Source organism: Shewanella hafniensis (assembly GCF_019655335.1).
Classification (GTDB): domain Bacteria; phylum Pseudomonadota; class Gammaproteobacteria; order Enterobacterales; family Shewanellaceae; genus Shewanella; species Shewanella hafniensis.
Map to the genome: position 1 here is coordinate 22,546 of NZ_BPFD01000042.1, position 19,173 is coordinate 41,718.

Consider the following 19,173-nt stretch of genomic DNA (forward strand, 5'->3'; position numbering starts at 1 on the left):
GTTAATGCTAAGTCTCTACACCCTGTGAATAACAATGGGCGCCGATAACGGCGCCCATTGTTATTATGATGTTTGCTGGGTTAATTCTGCCACAGGCACTGTGGCGGGAATGGCCCAGATACTGTCCTGCGGCCCATTAAACACCCGATGGCGAGTCAGCCTGTAAGCATAAAAGAACACTCCACTAAAGGCTAACGCCACCAGATCGACGCCTAACGTTGCCACAGAATAAGGCGCCCATAAGCCTAAACTTGGCACGATTAACGCAACTAAAGACGTGATTGGCATCGCCAATGTAGCCAAGGCGCACAAAGGCAAAATCAGCAGCGCCGCCTTAGCAGCACCACGCCAAAAGGCGTAAACCACCAGCAAGCCAAACACCAGATAATACAGCCACAAATAGACGTGGTTAATATTGCTCACATGCACATATAACCATTTACCCAACAACATACTTATCGTTAAGGCGGCAACCGAGCCTAAGCAAATCCCCACTGTGGCGCTGGCCATTAATCGGCAAGCACGGGTTTGCTCGCTCGCCTGCTTTTTACGGCGTTTTTCCAGCCACAGCAAGTTGCCACTGTAAAATAAAAAAGCACCGCTCAAGCCTAAAAAGAAATACACCCAACGCCCGAGATCGCCCCCATAACTACCAAAGTGTAATCCAAAGAATACCGCAACGGTTCTGGCCCAAATCCCCTTGTCGCTTTGATCAATCGTGCTATTGGTCACCTTAAGACTATAAGGATGCAGGTATAAGAAATCGGTAACGGGTCCACGCATAAAACCATTGGGGTTATATAACCCCAAGCGCAGAGTCGCACGGGGATTATTCAAGTTCATAAAGGTCATTTCATTCACTTGATAATCGGGGGCGATTTGCTGCACCTTGGCTAACACAGTGGTGACCTTTGGCAAATCGGCTAGTGTATAGGGCGTTTTGTCCGGTGCCGATTGAGCAAATAATGGTTTTTCACCATAAACCATATGCTTAAGCCCATCGTAAAGCTGATCATGGAAAGCAAACACAATCACAGTTACACATATCACTAGATGAAATGGCAGGCTGGTAATGCCCACTAAATTATGGGCATCGAGCCAGAAACGACTCTCACCTTTATCTTTACGCAGGGCGAAAAAACTTTTGGTTAACGTTGGCAGTAAAAAAATCACCCCAGAAACCAATGCCAAGGAGTATAAAACGGCGGCAATCCCCAACACATAGGCACCCGCTTGATCGTGACCGACGTCGCCGGCAATCCCCGCGGTACGATGTAATTGGTCAATCAACTCAGCCAACTCGCTTGGTGTACTTAGTTGGGTGACTAATTGCCCCTGCTCGTCAAGGCTGGCATGCCAAAGCTGGTGACTCATGCTGAGTTCACGTTCGGAGCCCTGCTGATACCAAGTCATCGGCGATTGATGCTCATCATTTAAGTGCAAACTAAAACCGGTTTTGGCCTTATCATCCTGCGCTAACACTTGCGCGACTAAGTCATCCAGTTTCTCAGCGGGCACTTGAGGCAAGGTCAGGGCTGGCGGCATTGACCAAGCGTCAATCGCCCCTTTAAACATAGTGAGCGAGCCGGCATAAAAGCCGATAAACAATACGATTCCGGCGATGATACCAGTCCAAATATGGATAGACTGATACACACGTAACACATCACTGCGAACTTTCATCCTTGTCACCTAAAGGTATATAACACTATATAAGTCAAAACGTTAAACAAGCCCAAGTAGCCAATTGCCCTGAGTCCGGTTTTAAACATAAAGCTAAAACTTAAGACCAATAACCAGATAGGCGTAATCAGCCACATGTTGAACTGCACTTTAGTATCGGCATCGATGCCGCCTGGGCCAAACCAGGCAAATAACCCCACCAATCCAAGTGCTAAAGTAAATCCTAAAATCAATCCAGCCAGTGACTTAGTCCACCAGTCGGGTTGCAATTTATCCTGTTCAGCTAAACGTGCCATGAGTTATTTCCGACCGAAAAGTGAGATAAAAGGCACTAACCCCATCAATAACATCAACAGGGCTAACCAAATAAAAATTGCGGCGCTAAGGGTAAAGAGGCTAAGCCAACCGATAAGACTGACAAAGGCAACACCGTAAGCGAGTAACCGCCAAGGCCGCTTAGGAAGGGAGCTTGCAAATAGTTTTTGCTGCTTATTCGTTAAATAAAATAACAAGCAGGCCAGAAGCGTCGACAACAGGAATATAAGTTGCAACACGGGATGTTATCCTCTCACTACAAAGCGTTAGCATTCGAGTCCATTTGCCTATGCTTGCTGTACATCATGTAAAAAGATAAGCACATGAAAGCAATGGAAGAATTTTAATTTCGGGACTCTAGCCTTGGTGATAATAATTCGCAATAAGATTTACACTGTAAGGATGGTTTATGATATTCAAATCACAAATAGGCAACACTTCTGCCTTGTCATTGCCAGTTGTTAACCATTAAGATACATTTCACGTTAATAGTCTTGTCCCAAGATAAACAATCCGATTCACCCTCAAGCTCATTACTATGACATCAGCAAAGGAAGCTAAATGATTAAAAATGAATTCAATCTGCCGAGCTCAATTGGCCTCAGCAAAATTATCCCCATTGTTATTCTGTTAATCCTCTTTATTTCCTTATTTGGCAGTTGGTATACGGTTGACCAAGGTGAACGTGGCGTACTGCTGCGCAACGGTAAAGTTATCGGTACCGCAGAACCTGGGCTGGGTTTTAAAATCCCACTGATAGACACTGTGGTGAAGATTTCGACCCAAACACACACCACCAGTTATACCTCGCTGCAAGCCTATAGCCGCGATCAACAACCTGCGACACTTAACGCATCGGTGACATTTAGCGTCCCGCCAGACCGCGTCGAAGAAGTGTATGCTAACTTCAAGAGTATCGATGCCATGGTCACGCGTTTGCTCGACAGACAAGTGCCGACTCAGGTCGAAAATATCTTCGGTAAATACACGGCGATTTCTGTGGTACAAGAGCGGATCAAGTTCGGTATCGATGTGACCAGCGCGATCACTAACTCGATCAAAGGTCCGGTAGAAATCAACTCAGTGCAGATTGAGAATATCGACTTTTCCAACGCCTATGAAAAATCCGTCGAAGACAGAATGCGCGCCGAAGTCGAAGTACAAACTCAACTGCAGAATCTAGAGAAAGAACGCGTCAGCGCGCAAATCGCCGTCACCCAAGCGCAAGCACAGGCCGACTCGCAATTAGCCCGCGCCAAGGCTGAAGCCGAAAGTATTCGCATTAAAGGTGATGCAGAAGCCTCTGCAATTAAGAGCCGCGCCGAAGCACTAGCGCAAAATCAAAACTTAGTTGAATTAACTAAAGCGGAAAAGTGGGACGGTAAACTACCGACAACTATGCTACCGACAGGCACTCTGCCCTTTATCGATGTGAAAAAAGGCAACTAAGCTTAGGTTTAGCTCGAGCAAAAGCATAAATCGACAATAAAAAATCCCAGTGTTAGCCCTAACACTGGGATTTTTCGTTATTCGCTCGATAATTACTGAGCGGAATATGAGCCGATTAAGAACAGCAATCGCTGCGACGTAACCAGCTTCTTGGGATCTTCTCAAACACCACTTTCGCCATCAGCAACGCCAGCACTATGCCAGAGGTTGCCACTAACCACTGAGGTAACATTTGGTGCTGCTCACCAATCTGCGGCATCACCACAAAGCCAAAACTATCCACCAGATAATTGACCAATATGCCCGCAACTAAGGCCACGCCAATCACGCCGCCCAAGTATCCCCACAACGCACGTTTGCCTAACTCTTTAGCCACCACACCTAAGGTGGCGATATTAGTCGCAGGGCCCGCCATCATAAACACTAAAACGGCGCCCGGTGACACACCCGCCAGCAATAGTCCGGCAGCAATCGGTGTCGATGCCGTCGCGCAGATATACATAGGCACAGAGACCAACACCATGACTAACATGGCTAAGATACCGTTGCCCCATTGTGCTAAAAAGTCTGCAGGGACATAGGTTTGCACCAGTGCTGCGAAGAATAAACCCACCAGCAGCCACAAGGTAGTGTCACGCACTAAATCCGTTGCCGCATATTTAAGACCAATACCTACGCGGCTTAATACAGATTGCGACTTTAACTCAGTCGCCATATCTTGAGTCGAGGCGCAGCAGCTATCCACTTCACCTTGTGCTTGAGGAGCATGAGCACTGTGATCATGTGTTCCAGACTCGGCCTTGTTGGAAGTGCCGCAACAGGCGCCCTTTTTGACCACAAGGATTTTTTCAGGGGTAGCAGGTACGGATTCCGCTGTTTTACTGGCGCAGCATGAAGCTGTTTTCTCAGCTTTTATCACGCAGTCATTCGCAACACTGCCGCCATGAGCCGTCATTAAGCTAGGCGCAGCAGCCATAGGCGTCATTTTGATCGCACTCTTAGGCTCAGTCTTCTGCTCACTCTCAGCTGGACTTTCAGTGCTGCAGCAGGATGAGGCCGCGTTAATAGGCGCTAAAGTGGGCTCTTTAGTTGATGAGCAACAGCTTTTAACCGGTTCAGCTTTAACAGCTTGGGGCTGAGTCGCCGATTTCGACGCACAGCATGCAGCCACTGGCGCTTCGCTTGCTGGCTTGGACTCGGATTTAACCGCAAGCTTGCCATCATCGTCATCACGCCCAACAAGTAAGCCAGCCACAATCGCACTGGTAATCGCTGCAATCGGTCTGACAATCGCCATAAAGGGGCCGAGTAACACGTAGGAAACGGTGATTGAATCGACGCCCGTTTCTGGCGTCGACACTAAAAAGGAGGTCGTTGCTGCTTTAGAGGCACCAGAACGGCGTAACCCTACCGCCGCAGGAATCACGCCACACGAACACAAAGGTAAAGGTGCACCGAGCAGCGCCGCCTTCACTACCGTTTTAACACCATGACCGCCGAGCTGCTTTTGCATCCACACCATTGGTACGAATACTTTTAATAGCCCAGCCAAGATCAGGCCCAATAACAACCAAGGCGCCGAGTCTAAAAACAGATCAATAAAATTCTTCAGTAACATAATTAATTCCCTGACTCATCATGGATTATTTTGCCGTGAGTATGCTGGTGCGACTCATGTTGATGTGCTTTGTGCTGATGCGTTTCGTGCTGATTTCCATCATGAGAATGATGCTCCACACGTACCCGCTCAGTACTGGATTCCAACGCCTCTAAAATCGAGCAATGTTCAGCGCTGCGCGGTCCGCCACAACAGGCATCGGACAGACTTTGTAAACTGATTTGAAAATGATTCAGCTCGGCGATTTTGGCCTGCACTTGGGCCAATTTAATATCAACCATACCTTTCACATCGGCGCAGACGCGATTAGATTTATCGAGTTCGATTGAAAGCAATTCACTGATTTCATTGAGGGTAAAACCTACAGCTTTAGCCCGTAAGATAAAACGCAGTCGCGCGGCATCGGCCTCGGTATACACTCGATAGCCAGACTCGGTACGGCTCGACGGCGCGAGCAGACCGTGCTTCTCGTAGAATCTTAACGTGTCGGCTTTCACCTCACATAAATCCGCCAATTCACCAATACGATACATGTCTTCATCCTTTACGAAATCGCGCCCAACTCAGGGAGAATTTCCAGCATACAACTCAATAATGCGAGTATAAACCTTGGAGCCTACTCCAAGGTCAAGAGGTAATTTTAACTTTACTGAAAGCCAACACGGCAATGCCGCTTTGTTCTGATATGAATATTGTGAAATCACGCAGAAAAAACACCCGTAAATGCAGTTTTACGATAGAATACGCGCGCCGTGATGAAGGGATTAAAAGTTAGCTAATAAAGTAAAAATAGGACCAAGGGACTTTTGGAAAGCAGTGCCGCGCTAAGGCTGTTCTGTTTTCCGAAAGATCCTTGAAACTAAAATAACTGGACCCTGTACCCAAATGACTGCTGCAAATAATGCCAGACCCATTCGTCGCGCGCTGTTAAGCGTTTCAGATAAAACCGGAATTCTCGAGTTCGCCAAAGCACTTCACGCCCAAGGTGTGGAGCTGTTATCAACAGGCGGCACCGCTCGCCTGTTAGCGGATAACGGCGTACCTGTTATCGAAGTATCTGATTACACAGGACACCCTGAGATCATGGACGGTCGTGTTAAGACGCTGCACCCTAAAGTGCACGGCGGCATTTTGGCGCGCCGTGGGCTTGATGAAAGCGTTATGGCCGACAACAATATCAATGCCATCGATCTGGTTGCGGTTAACCTTTATCCTTTCGCTGAAACCGTAGCTAAAGCCGGTTGTACCTTAGAAGACGCTATCGAAAATATCGATATTGGCGGCCCAACTATGGTGCGCGCAGCGGCAAAAAACCACAAAGACGTCACCATAGTCGTTAATGCCGCCGATTACTCACGCGTACTGGCAGAAATGACGGCTAACAATGGCAGCACGACCCATGCGACCCGTTTCGACTTAGCGATTGCAGCCTTTGAGCACACTGCGGGTTACGATGGCATGATCGCCAACTACTTCGGTACTATGGTTCCTGCACACAGCACGGACGAATGCTTTGCTGATTCTAAGTTCCCACGCACCTTCAACACCCAATTAGTGAAGAAACAAGACTTACGCTATGGCGAAAACAGCCATCAAGCGGCGGCTTTCTATGTTGATACTAAAATTGATGAAGCTTCTGTGGCTACCGCGATTCAGTTGCAAGGCAAAGCCTTGTCTTACAACAACATTGCCGATACCGACGCAGCACTTGAATGCGTTAAAGAATTTAGCGAACCTGCCTGTGTTATCGTTAAACACGCTAACCCCTGTGGCGTGGCCTTAGGTAAAGACTTACTCGATGCCTATAACCGCGCCTATCAAACTGACCCAACCTCAGCCTTCGGCGGCATTATCGCCTTCAACGGCGAATTAGATGCCGCGACGGCCAGCGCCATTGTTGAGCGTCAATTCGTTGAAGTGATTATCGCCCCAAGCGTCAGCCAAGCGGCGCGCGATGTGGTGGCGAAAAAGACCAACGTGCGTTTATTGGAATGTGGTCAGTGGAACACTAAAACCCAAACCTTAGACTACAAACGCGTTAACGGCGGCTTGTTAGTACAAGATCGCGACCAAGGCATGGTCGGCTTAGAAGACATCAAAGTGGTTTCTAAACGTCAACCCACTGCAAGCGAACTGAAAGACTTAATGTTCTGCTGGAAAGTGGCGAAATTCGTTAAATCTAACGCCATCGTTTATGCCAAAGACGGCATGACTATCGGTGTCGGCGCAGGCCAAATGAGCCGCGTTTACAGCGCTAAAATCGCTGGCATCAAGGCCGCCGATGAAGGCTTAGAAGTGGTCAACTCTGTCATGGCATCCGATGCGTTCTTCCCCTTCCGTGACGGTATCGATGCCGCAGCGGCTGCGGGCATTAGCTGTATCATCCAACCGGGTGGCTCAATGCGCGATGCAGAAATCATCGCCGCAGCAGACGAGCACGGCATGGCCATGGTGATGACGGGCATGCGCCACTTCCGTCACTAATCGCCACTCAGCAGCCAGCACTCTATCAGTACTGGCTGCTTTTTTGTTTTACCACTCTTTGTTTTACCGCACTCTGGTTTCGACCACAGTGTGCCTACACAGAATATAAAACTCTAAGGGATGACTTAACATGAAAGTATTAGTTATTGGTGGCGGCGGTCGCGAACATGCCCTAGCGTGGAAAGCTGCCCAATCGGCTCAAGTTGACACTGTCTATGTTGCCCCAGGCAATGCGGGCACAGCCCTAGAACCTAATGTTGAAAATCTGGCGATCAGCGCCACCGACATTCCCGCTCTGCTCGATTTTGCAAAAACCAACAAAATTGAACTGACCATAGTTGGCCCAGAGGCGCCATTAGTGATGGGCGTAGTTGATGCATTCAATGCCGCAGGTTTACCGATTTTTGGCCCAACGAAGGCGGCAGCCCAGCTCGAAGGTTCAAAAGCCTTCACTAAGGACTTTTTAGCCCGTCACAATATTCCCACTGCAGGTTACAAAAACTGCACTGAAATCAGCGACGCTAAAGCCTTCGTGCGTGAATTAACGGCCACAACAGGTTATCCAGTTGTCATTAAAGCCGACGGTTTAGCCGCAGGTAAAGGCGTAATTATCGCGCAAGACCAAGCGCAGGCCGATGCGGCGATTGATGACATGCTCGCAGGCAACAAGTTTGGCAATGCGGGTTCACGCGTGGTCATTGAAGAATTCCTGAAAGGCGAAGAAGCCAGCTTCATCGTCATGGTCGATGGCAAAAACATTCTGCCAATGGCGACCAGCCAAGATCATAAAGCCCGCGATAACGGCGACTATGGTCCAAACACGGGTGGTATGGGCGCTTACTCGCCAGCACCTGTCGTGACTCAAGCGGTACACGATTGGACTGTGGCAAACGTAATTCGCCCAACGGTTGATGGCATGGCCGCAGAAGGCAATGTCTACACAGGCTTTTTGTATGCGGGCTTGATGATTTCTCCCGATGGCAGTGCCAAAGTGCTCGAATACAACTGCCGCTTTGGCGATCCAGAAACTCAGCCCATCATGATGCGGTTAAAGTCTGACTTAGTGGAACTCTGTTTAGCCGCCACCCGTGGCGAGTTAGATAAAGTGACAGCTGAATACGACGAGCGCGCCGCAGTGGGCGTGGTATTAGCCGCTGGCGGTTATCCAGATGAGTATCGCAAGTTTGATGTGATTGACGGTCTCAGCCTTGGTGATAACGACGGTAAAGTGTTCCATGCTGGCACAGAGATGAAAGACGGCCACGTAGTCACCAACGGCGGGCGCGTACTCTGCGCCACTGCACTGGGTAACACAGTCACCGAAGCGCAAAAAGCGGCTTATAAATTGGTTGATGAAATCCACTGGGATGATGTGTATTTCCGTACCGATATTGGCTACCGCGCGATTGCACGCGAACAGCAAGACTAATTGCTAGGCGCGTTAAAAAACCGGCCTGAAGCCGGTTTTTTGTGCCTGAATTTTGACAAGCGTCAAATATAACATCATGATTTAAAATAAAAATACATAATTAATTCTATTGAAAATTAGAGCAACGAGATACAATGTCAACCAAATGTTAAATACCTAAATATCAAGGACTCCCCATGAGGATTAGACTGCTGTGCGCCTCCATCGCCATACTGCTTAGCGGATGTGGTGGCTCAGAAGATGCTGGCACGAGCACACCACCGACTCAGCCGCCAGTCCAACCTCCCGCACCGGTGCAATACATTGCTAATAGTGTGTCAGTAAATGGCGGAGCCTTAGATCCAAGTAGTCAAAAAGTGGAGTCGGGTAAAAGCGCTATTTTTAGCGTTACTGCCGATACTGGCTTTACGCTTGAGGTCATTACAGGCTGTGGTGGCACGCTCAATGCGCTAACTTACACCACTGCGGCCATGACGGCAGATTGCACTATCACACCGACATTCATTACTAACGCCGAAAATGCCATTAAGCACCAAGACCACAGGCTTGCCAGTGCGAGTGAGTTAATTGATTTCAGCATCGCCGAACTCGCTAATATCGACATCGAACGTAAAGCCCAGATAAATCAGCTATATCAAGGTGTCGGTAGCAGCATCTCTTGGCATCCGACCCACGACTCAATTACCTTTTCGAGCTTTATGCCGGAGAACACTTTTACTGTCTTGCCATCGAATGTCGATGGCAGTGGTGCAAGCGCGGTTCGCGGCTTAGTGATGGCGGGCGAGCAACAAGGGCAAAGATATGCTGCCATGGGAGGAAATCTCTTTTCCGTCAACACTTCTGCTCAAACCGATACTTTGCTGAAAAATCTTTTGGGCTGGTTGACCAAAGGCGCCGATAAAACCGACGGCCTCAACATAGTCACCACCCAAATGCCGAGCAAAGCCGACAGTTGGTATTTTCCCCATAACGAAGGTATTCGAACTTGGCTTGCAAACAACTACCCCGCTGCCCATAACATTAATGCGGCAAACACTTGTGACTACAGCGAGCTAAGCAACTGTATCGATACACTTAAGCCCGATGTGATAGTGATAAGTGACATAGACCGTCAGTCCTTGGGTTTTGCCGGCATTAAAGCTGCTATCGCTAAGGCCAAAGCAGCGGGTATTCCCTTGTTGCTCTCAAACTACTGGCGCAATCAAAGCCCAATGCTATCGCCGCTTTACCTTGAAATGGGGCTTTCAACCTCAGGTAATTACTGGTCAAAGCTCAATGCCAACGACCTCAATGTGACTGATATTTTGGCCGAAGATACAGCTCTGACCAAGGTAAATAATCTACTCGGCAAGCTCAATGAAGCAAGCTTCGATACCTCAGTGCTTAACGACTGCACAGGCAATTATCTCAGCTGCAATGCTGCCGCCTTTGTTGAGTCATTCAAGGCAGGAGCCGATTGGTATAGAGCCAATGCCGAAACCTTAGATAACAACGCAATTGATGTGTTTACCAAGGCAGACTTCTCCTTGATGAAGGCTGGACTGTTACTCGCCGATAAATATCGCAGTGAGATTGACTACCCCATAGCCTACAGCGAGTTCGCTCAATGGCAGCGGGCACTATTTGCCGATTGGACCGTAAGCTATGCTCGCGCCCATAACTTAGCCCAGCCTGATTTGGGTGAATATGTCACCGACAGAGCCAACCTTAGCAAGGGCAGTAATGCACACTACGTTTATCCTGTAACGGTTTCAGAGCGTAAAATCATTAGCGTGCCCTATGCAGGCCAATGGACGACCACGGGCTGGTATGCACTGCCAGGTCAAACCATCAAACTCACTCGTCTCGATAGCAGCGCTACGAATGTGGAGATCAAACTCAACTACCATAGACGCAATACTAACCGTGCCTATGAGCAGAAAATCTACCGCGGCCCCTTGGAACTGGCCCAGCAACGCCTGCGCTTAGCACAAGGGCAAAGTATTGAGTTTTCCTCACCCTACGGCGGGCCGATTTATCTATACATCAATGGTGAGGCTTCGGGTGGTAATGGCGCGTTAAGTGTTGATGTCAATGCTGAGCATGTGGCAAAACATCCGACCATTATGGATTTCTCCAATCAGGTTGAAATCGCAGCCTTTAACGATCGCATTCAAAATACTGAATTACCCCATGTGGACTTGCGCACCGATGGCGCTGAGCAGCATCTGCGTCGCGACCGCTTTTTAAACGCCATCGGCGGCAATGTGCCCGATGTCAACGCGCTACTCAAAAGTATTGTCGATGACCATATCAATAGCGTTTATACCTTAGCTGGCCTTAAGATCCAAGGTAAGAGTTTAACTGAGTCATTACCCGCCGATGTGCTCGCCGCCTGTAAAGGACTGTTTGGCAACGACTGTATAGACAATAATCTGCATACCCGCACTATTATTCAACACGCTAACTATGATCAAAATGCCCACTGCGGCGCCGGTTGTAGCGGTAACCCATGGGATGCGGCATGGAATATCGACCCAACGGGTTGGGGCGATAACCATGAGTTAGGCCACAATCTGCAAACTAACCGCCTCAATGTGCAATATGCCACTGCGGCTAATAGCGACAACTGGACAGGCTATGCCAGCCGCGCCGGAGAAAACTCCAATAACATCTTCCCCTATGTGGTGAAGTGGAAAACTCATTATCTGCGCGATAATAATACCGATACGGTTACTGATGGCCACATGAACCATAAAGATCTCTTCTATGTGTTTATGTCCGATGCTGCGGGCACAACAAATACCAGCAGTAAGCGCGTGGTGTTTGGCGCTAACTGTAAAGTGCTCGATGCAGGTGAAGACAGATACACAGCGCCTTGGGCCAGCAATGCATATGCTGTGCATAACGGCTATCGCATGTCGTTTTATATCCAAATGGCACTAAAGGCCCACGGCATGATGCTGAGCGATGGCACCATGCTGAACAATGGCTTTAATCTCTTTACCTTGCTGTATCAACACAGTCGTATTTTTGGCAAATATGCCAATAACGCCAGTGATTGGGAAGCGAACCGCAGCAAACTGGGCTTTGACCAATTTCCGTTTGACGGCAATAGTGTCTACGGCGGCAAAACCGTGAAAGATATTCCCGGCAACGACTTTATGTTGGTGTCTTTGAGTCAGCTCACAGGCAAAGATTGGCGTAATCATTTTGATATGCTGGGTCTGCGCTACTCAAGCCTTGCAGCAGCGCAAACAGTCGCTAATGCGACCTCGGGTACTATGCCCATGGGCATGTATGAGCTAGAAACCGACTTGCCGCCGGCGAACATGAACCAAGGTTTAACCTTTGTGCCATTGTCACTCGCTGATGGTACTACACAATGGAAAGGTGCGGGTTCGCCAAGCCAGTGCGCTAAACCATAAGTGCGCTAAGCCTTAATCGGGCTAAGCGACTAACACAACTGATGAACCTCGCGCTGGCGGGGTTTATTTTTACCTGAATAATGTGACATGAAGCACATACCTAAGCTCAGATGACGTGCACCATCAAGCTTCTTATATTTTTAACAATCAAAAAATTAATGGGGTAAATATATGGGTTATTCGATAAAAGATCTTATTTATCAAGGTGAAAAATCGGGCGTACATAACTGGCAAACCCTAGAAGGAGCCAGCTTTTACTGGCATCCAGATTGGTTTCATATTGCAGAGGATATGACGGGCCATATGGCCACGGCAACTATCGAAAAGCAAGGGGAAAAAGCAACGCAAAGCGAGGCTGAACAGTCAATCATTACGCATCTGAATAAGAGTGGAAAATAGCTTGTAATGCCAAAGATGTTAGTGCCCGGAGGCGATCGCCCTGCGGGCAATTTTATCGATTAAACCTGGCGCGATCAGCTTAAGCCAACGCCCCAAACGGCCACGAAGTGAAGTGATAAGTTGTCGGCCCCGAGTCGCAATCACAGGTAGCATCATATTGGCGCATTGCTCGGCCGTCAGTATCTTAGCTTCTTGCATCGGTGACTTGCCTAAAGGATTACCTGCACCATCGAGGGCACGTTTGTGAATTTGTGACACCACAAAATCGGGGCAAATTACCGTCACTGCCACATTATCGTCCGCGAGCTCAATCCGCAACGAATCGAAAAAGCCAATCACAGCATGTTTAGAAGCGGCATAACCGCTACGAGTTGGAACGCCCGTTAATCCAGCGACGGAGGCCACTACCACCACTTGGCCCTTACTGGCCTTTAAATGAGGTAACGCGGCATGGGTCAAATACGCGGGTCCAAGATAATTCACCCGCATAATGTCTTCGAGTACAGACAGCTGAGTCAGCTCGTCGAAACGTGACCACATGGTCATGCCAGCATTGTTAATCAAAATATCAAGATGGCCATAATGCGCGACCGTGGCTTCTATCAAGGCTTCGCACTGCTCAGGACGAGAGACATCGGCAGCAAATACAAAAGGAGGCGGACCATAATTAGCGATTTCTAAGGCGAGTGAAGCGAGACGTGTTTCATTGCGTGCACTGATCACCAGTTGGCAGCCCATTCGCGCCATTGCCACAGCGAGTGCCCGACCAATACCTTCTGAAGCACCCGTGATGATCACGACCTTGCCAGTGAGTCCATCCATAGTCATTCCTTTGTTATCGCTATGTTAATTACGTCTTTGGCTAAATTGGCATAATCACACTAAAAGCGCAATCCTTCACGCGCGTTGTGCAAGCCTCATCTCATATTGTTCACGATAATTCGCTAAGGGTTGTGGGCGCCCTATCGCATAACCTTGCGCGTAATTAATGCCAATGCTCAACAATCTGTCGATAATCTCCTGATTTTCAACAAATTCGGCCACGGTCTCGATCCCCATGACCCGACAAACATCCTGAATCGATTTAACGATGGCATAGTCTTTAGCGTTCACGGCAAGGTTCTTGATAAAACAGCCATCGATTTTGACATAATCCACGGGCAGCTCACGCAGATAGCCATAAGAGGCGAAACCACTGCCAAAATCATCCAGTGCAAACGAGAAGCCGAGTTTACGTAACTGCTTCAACATTTCCATACCACGATTGCGATTTTGGATCGCGGTGGTTTCAGTAATTTCAAAGCAAATACATTGACTTGGAATATCAAAAATATGTTGCTGCTGGGCGATATATTCCACCATACCTTCGGCGCCTAAACTATTGCCCGAAAGGTTGATCGAAATACAATGATCAGGCCAAAGTACAGGATGCAAAGACAGCCATAAAAATGCTTTGCGGATCACTTCTTTATCTATGTCAGGCATCAGCTTAAAGCGCTCAGCCGCGGCAATAAACTGCGCAGGTGCCAAAATACGGCCGCAGGGTTCTTGAATTCGCAGCAGGATCTCCATGCGTTGTCGCTGTGGACCGCTGCCTAACCCACGGATCGGTTGGTAATAAAGAATTAGCTCGTTTTCTTCAATCGCCTGCGCAATACGTACCGCCCACTTAGGCGCGTTTCTTTGGTAAGTGAGCTCTTTATCTTTATCATCGTAAAAATGAATTTGATTGGCGCCCTTAGCTTTAGCGGCAATACAGGCAATGTCCGCGTCTTTCAATAACTCTTGGGCATCAATATAAGGCGCACGACCAAAAGCAACACCTATGCTAAGGCCGACTTTATAGTTACAGTTTTTGTCATTCAGCACTTGCAGCGAGACCTGCGCAATCATTTGTTTGAGTAATTGCGCCACAGATAAAGCACTGCGATTACACACCACTAAACCAAACTCATCACCGCCAAGCCGCGCCAACAACTCCTGTGGCCCGAGACAAGCCTGCATAGCCTTAGCCACCATGGCGAGCATACGATCGCCTGCTGTATGGCCACAGCTATCGTTAATCAACTTGAATTGCTCTAAATCGAGATAACAAACGGCGATGGTTTTAGCTGAGGCAGCAAATTGGGGGAGCTGTTCATCAAACGCCTGACGATTTAGCAGCCCAGTAATGCTGTCGAAATTGGCTCTTTTTTGGAGTTGGCGCTTAAGTAACTCTTCTTGAGTGATATCTCGCAATACCACGACGGTGCCGACAATAACTTTATCGTGATTACGCAAATTACTAATACTACGTTCCATAATCCGCGGTGTTGCGGTCAATAACTTGATTTTCTCGACCTGTGGTGATGACTCGCCAAGGCGAATACTAGTGAACACCGCCTGATTCAACTGGTCGCCAGCCTTTAACAGGCTGGCAAGGCTCTGATCTATGGCATAACAACTGGCAACATCCAAAAGCGACTCGGCCCGCGGATTCATATAAATCACTTTGGCTTCAACATCGGTTAAAATCACCGCTTCTGCAATGGATTCTAAGGTGATTTTCGCCCGTTCTTTCTGCTGATAAATTCTGGCTAGCAGGCTATTAACGCGGCTGGCAAGCACTTCTAATTCCTCATTGCCCTCACTGGTAACAGGTTGATAGAAACTGGACATAGGATCGACCAACGCCAATTGCTGCATCAAGTTTTTAAAGGGTTTGAGTAAACCAGAGCGCAACCAAATATAGCCAAGGCCAACAATAAACACGCCAAATAGAATGAAACCGAGCGATACCCAATCGAGCTTAAATTTCACCTCTTGGAACGGCCCCTCGGAGAACTGCACTTGCAGGTAAACAGGTTTGTCTTTTAACAGGCTGGGTATTTCAATGGTGTCACTATGAACGCCCTCAACACTTGCCGTGACAGCGTTAGAGTGACTCATAGTCACTTTAGTTACCAATAAGGCCTGCGCATATTCAAGTAAGTCGTTATTGGTCAACTGACGCACCAGCAGTACAGATTCATTAGGTGCAGAAGCCACGGCAGTAATGACATAAGCCTGTCCACCAATCAAATATGCACCAGCAACACTGGGTTTATTAGCGCTAATAATGGCGCTGGCAATTTCCCGCAGCTCATTAGACGCAAAGGTATATTCATTGGGGAAAAAAGTCTGCAGTTCGCCTTGGCGTAAAATATACCAACTAAGGTTGGCCGACATTGAACTATCGTGCCACGAGGACTCTAGCTTTTTTAGTTGCACTTCATCTAACTGCGACAAAGGTAAAGCGTAGATATTCGTGAGAAAGGTTAAGCGGTCAACATCAATTTGAAACTGCTGCTGGATATTAGCAAGTTCACGATTAGCACTGTCTTGGCGCAATAGCTCGACGCGATGGTCGTACCAACACCCCAGACAATAGGAGACAATGACCACCGCGGGGAGACAAAAGCCCGCAATAAATACCAATATTTTCTTGCCAATGTGCATCTCTTACCACGGCTTGTTATGACTAAATTGATTGACGGCCTTGCATAATCCTTCACTGCGGCATGCAACATATCTCATTTGCGAATAGTATTAAACATCACTTCGCTTTAGTCGTTGCTAAAGTAGACATTTTCATGCAATCAAATCAATTTTATACCTTTGATTTAAAAATAAAATTTATAAAATAAACGATTATGAATTTTACTTTTTATCAAGATAATTCACACACAATCAGAATGTGAATATAGGGTGCTTAAATCGTTATCTAAATGTAAGGCTCATTAAGCTCGCAGACGATAGAAATCACCACATACGCTCATCCATAAAGATACCTTCGCCAGAAGCTCCAACGCTATCAACCCCAAATGTCAGAAATAAAACAGGCCCGCAAGCGGGCCTGTTTCGCAAACCAAAAATTACTTATGGTATTGCTTTGATTGCGCATGAACCGCCTTGATAAAAGCGCCGGCATGCTCTGGATCGACATGCTGATGGATGCCATGACCTAAGTTAAATACATGGCCAGTACCCTCACCATAACCCGCTAGGATATGGCCCACTTCTTCTTCGATACGTGGAATAGGTGCATATAACATTGAAGGGTCCATGTTGCCTTGCAATGCAACTTTATGGCCTACACGGCGACGGGCATCGGCAATGTCTACCGTCCAATCCAAACCTAACGCATCACAGCCAGTTTCTGCCATCGCTTCTAACCACAAACCACCACCTTTAGTGAACAGCGTCACTGGCACTTTGCGGCCATCGGCAAAACGTGTTAGGCCATCGACAATCTTCTGCATATAACGCAAAGAAAACTCACGGTAAGCAGAGTGCGATAACGCGCCGCCCCATGAGTCAAAAATCATTAGTGATTGTGCACCATTAGCCACTTGAGCATTCAGGTATAAGATCACTGAATCGGCTAATTTATCTAACAGCATGTGTAATGCCATTGGCTCAGCGTAAGCCATCTTCTTAATTTTTTCGAAAGTTTTGCTCGAGCCGCCTTCAACCATATAAGTCGCTAGGGTCCAAGGTGAACCAGAAAAGCCAATTAACGGCACTGCGCCATTCAGTTCACGGCGAATAGTGCTAACGGCTTTCATCACATAACCCAGCTCATCTTCTGGATCTGGAATTGAGAGCTTTTTGATCGCATCGATAGTGTCTGTAGGGCGCTCGAAACGTGGGCCTTCACCCGCCTCAAAATACAAACCTAAACCCATAGCATCGGGCACTGTTAAAATATCGGAAAACAAAATCGCCGCATCGAGATCATAACGACGTAAAGGTTGCAGCGTGACTTCACAGGCAAGCTCATGATTTTTACACAAAGACATGAAGTCACCCGCTTGAGCGCGAGTAGCTTTATATTCAGGAAGATAACGGCCAGCTTGACGCATCATCCACACAGGGGTCACATCGACAGGCTCTTTTAGTAGGGCGCGTAAATAACGATCATTCTTTAATTCTGCCATTGGGCTTGGTTCCTAGTCTTATTGAGATCCGCTGGGTCGGTAGTTTAGCATTTACGCGAATAATGTAACCTTTATGTGCAAATATATGTGAGCTATTCCCCATCGTTGGCGTCGATTTGACCATATAAATTGGAAATTGTTATCCAGATAACATACTGCTCATTTATTCGTAACGAAGTCACACTCAGACAGAAAAAAGTTGCGCCGGTTCCCCGCCTTTGGTATAAAAAGTCTGCGCTAGCAAGAACAATCAAGAAGCTCGTCGCATCGAGCCTGCTATAAACTTTACTCACCCAACGATAGGTTTCTATCGTTGGGTTTTTTATTTGTATTTTTTGATGCAAAACAGCTGGTTTGTCCATTTCATCATTCACGCAAAATCGCATGAAAAGAGTTGATCGATTAGCGACTTGTCCCTACATTAGAGTTATGTGCTGGCACTTAAATGGAATGCATCATGCTGAGAGAACTTGAAAAAGCGGAACAGAAGTGGGGCGGCTCAAATAAGCTTATTGATCAATGGCTAAAAAATCGTCGCAAACTGTTAGTGCATTACTGCCAAATTGCTGGGCTTCCTCCTTACAGTAAATCAGAAAAATCACTTCCCTCGTTCGAACATGTTAAATCTTTCTGTGACTTATTAGTGGACTATGTCTCTGAAGGACATTTCGAGGTCTATGATAAAGTCGTTAATGCCTGTAGTGAATATGGTGAGTCAAGCAAAACACTCGCGCAACAAGTATTGCCAAAAATAACGCCAACCACGAATGCGGCATTAGACTTCAACGATAAATATGCGGAAACTCAAGACGATCTCGTATTGTATCAACTCGATAAAGATTTATCTGAACTTGCCCATAACATGGAAACTCGCTTCGAACTCGAAGATGAACTACTCGAAGTACTCCACCGTAAGCATTCAGAACACACCCAGTAAGCCTCAATCAATTTAAGCGCACTTTGTTGTGTTCGGTGCGCTTATCTTGACCAATCCAACGACTACCGAAATATATAGGCTCACTAACAAGTAATGGCTCATTAGAAACGTCGGTTAAAACCTATCTCTAGAAACTGCAACTAAATATGAAATGCTCTTTACGCACCTCACCCATCAAAGAGATACACTTTAACGCCTCAGTTAAGTGTTAACTAACCTAGCCAGTGAACGCCAAGAGCAGTCTGTAATAACTTTATGAGCGGCACACACGGATTCGCGCAAACGTATGCGCATTTCTCTGATTTAACTAATACCATTCCGCATTGAAGTCTGATCTAATAGCAAGCAACCCAACAGCTTAAAATTGGATTATGAAACCTGAAACTGCTGAAAGTCTGCTTAGCCTCTCCAAAAGAGAAAAAAATCCGCATAAGCGCATGCGATTGCTCGCTGTATCGCTATTTTTGCAATGCCATAACCGCACTCAGGTGGCA

At 47.3% G+C, this 19,173-nt stretch carries 14 protein-coding genes; 6 read left to right on the forward strand and 8 right to left on the reverse strand.

Features of this window, described 5'->3' with window-relative positions:
• Positions 1–63: 63 nt before the first annotated feature.
• Genes K5Q99_RS13000 through K5Q99_RS13010 form a run of 3 tightly spaced genes read right to left on the reverse strand, consistent with a single transcriptional unit; the run spans position 64 to position 2,237 of the window.
• Complete coding sequence (locus tag K5Q99_RS13000) at positions 64–1,683, reverse strand: PepSY-associated TM helix domain-containing protein (protein WP_220777110.1); 1,620 nt, start codon at positions 1,681–1,683, stop codon at positions 64–66.
• 5 nt (positions 1,684–1,688) lie between these two features.
• Positions 1,689–1,979, reverse strand: a complete 291-nt coding sequence (locus K5Q99_RS13005; RefSeq protein WP_220777111.1) for a hypothetical protein — start codon at positions 1,977–1,979, stop codon at positions 1,689–1,691.
• Between the two features lie 3 nt (positions 1,980–1,982).
• Positions 1,983–2,237: a hypothetical protein gene (locus K5Q99_RS13010; protein WP_106648299.1), complete on the reverse strand. Its 255-nt coding sequence runs from the start codon at positions 2,235–2,237 to the stop codon at positions 1,983–1,985.
• A 322-nt stretch (positions 2,238–2,559) separates the two neighbouring features.
• Here K5Q99_RS13010 and K5Q99_RS13015 point away from each other — a divergent pair, with 322 nt between their 5' ends.
• Complete coding sequence (locus K5Q99_RS13015) at positions 2,560–3,447, forward strand: prohibitin family protein (protein ID WP_063884205.1); 888 nt, start codon at positions 2,560–2,562, stop codon at positions 3,445–3,447.
• 115 nt (positions 3,448–3,562) lie between these two features.
• Here K5Q99_RS13015 and K5Q99_RS13020 read toward each other — a convergent pair whose 3' ends face one another.
• Both K5Q99_RS13020 and zntR read right to left on the reverse strand, forming a co-directional pair.
• A complete protein-coding gene (locus tag K5Q99_RS13020; RefSeq protein WP_220777112.1) occupies positions 3,563–5,065 on the reverse strand; it encodes an SO_0444 family Cu/Zn efflux transporter in 1,503 nt (500 codons plus the stop codon).
• Between the two features lie 2 nt (positions 5,066–5,067).
• Positions 5,068–5,598, reverse strand: coding sequence for a Zn(2+)-responsive transcriptional regulator (gene zntR / locus K5Q99_RS13025; protein WP_106648301.1), 531 nt, complete (start codon positions 5,596–5,598; stop codon positions 5,068–5,070).
• A 352-nt stretch (positions 5,599–5,950) separates the two neighbouring features.
• On the opposite strand from zntR, the gene purH reads away from it, so the two are divergent.
• The 4 genes from purH to K5Q99_RS13045 all read left to right on the forward strand — a co-directional run bounded on the left by purH (position 5,951) and on the right by K5Q99_RS13045 (position 12,784).
• Entirely contained in the window at positions 5,951–7,549 is a 1,599-nt protein-coding gene (gene purH / locus K5Q99_RS13030) for a bifunctional phosphoribosylaminoimidazolecarboxamide formyltransferase/IMP cyclohydrolase (RefSeq protein ID WP_220777113.1), read from the forward strand.
• Between the two features lie 130 nt (positions 7,550–7,679).
• Positions 7,680–8,978: a phosphoribosylamine--glycine ligase gene (gene purD / locus K5Q99_RS13035; RefSeq protein ID WP_220777114.1), complete on the forward strand. Its 1,299-nt coding sequence runs from the start codon at positions 7,680–7,682 to the stop codon at positions 8,976–8,978.
• Between the two features lie 176 nt (positions 8,979–9,154).
• Positions 9,155–12,385 (forward strand): ImpA family metalloprotease, encoded by a 3,231-nt coding sequence (locus tag K5Q99_RS13040; RefSeq protein WP_220777115.1) that lies wholly within the window; start codon positions 9,155–9,157, stop codon positions 12,383–12,385.
• A 171-nt stretch (positions 12,386–12,556) separates the two neighbouring features.
• Positions 12,557–12,784 carry a hypothetical protein gene (locus K5Q99_RS13045; protein WP_012090366.1) on the forward strand — a complete coding sequence of 76 codons (228 nt, stop codon included), beginning with the start codon at positions 12,557–12,559 and terminating at the stop codon, positions 12,782–12,784.
• Positions 12,785–12,802: 18 nt separating this feature from the next.
• On the opposite strand, the gene K5Q99_RS13050 is transcribed toward K5Q99_RS13045, so the two are convergent.
• The 3 genes from K5Q99_RS13050 to hemE form a co-directional block, all read right to left on the reverse strand.
• Complete coding sequence (locus K5Q99_RS13050; RefSeq protein WP_220591272.1) at positions 12,803–13,606, reverse strand: SDR family oxidoreductase; 804 nt, start codon at positions 13,604–13,606, stop codon at positions 12,803–12,805.
• Positions 13,607–13,681: 75 nt separating this feature from the next.
• Positions 13,682–16,261 (reverse strand): putative bifunctional diguanylate cyclase/phosphodiesterase, encoded by a 2,580-nt coding sequence (locus K5Q99_RS13055; protein ID WP_220777116.1) that lies wholly within the window; start codon positions 16,259–16,261, stop codon positions 13,682–13,684.
• Between the two features lie 416 nt (positions 16,262–16,677).
• The gene (gene hemE, locus K5Q99_RS13060) at positions 16,678–17,742 is read right to left on the reverse strand and encodes a uroporphyrinogen decarboxylase (protein WP_063884476.1); all 1,065 of its coding nucleotides are present in this window, start codon (positions 17,740–17,742) and stop codon (positions 16,678–16,680) included.
• Positions 17,743–18,199: 457 nt separating this feature from the next.
• Here hemE and rsd point away from each other — a divergent pair, with 457 nt between their 5' ends.
• A complete protein-coding gene (gene rsd, locus K5Q99_RS13065; RefSeq protein WP_220777117.1) occupies positions 18,200–18,679 on the forward strand; it encodes a sigma D regulator in 480 nt (159 codons plus the stop codon).
• Positions 18,680–19,173: the final 494 nt, after the last annotated feature.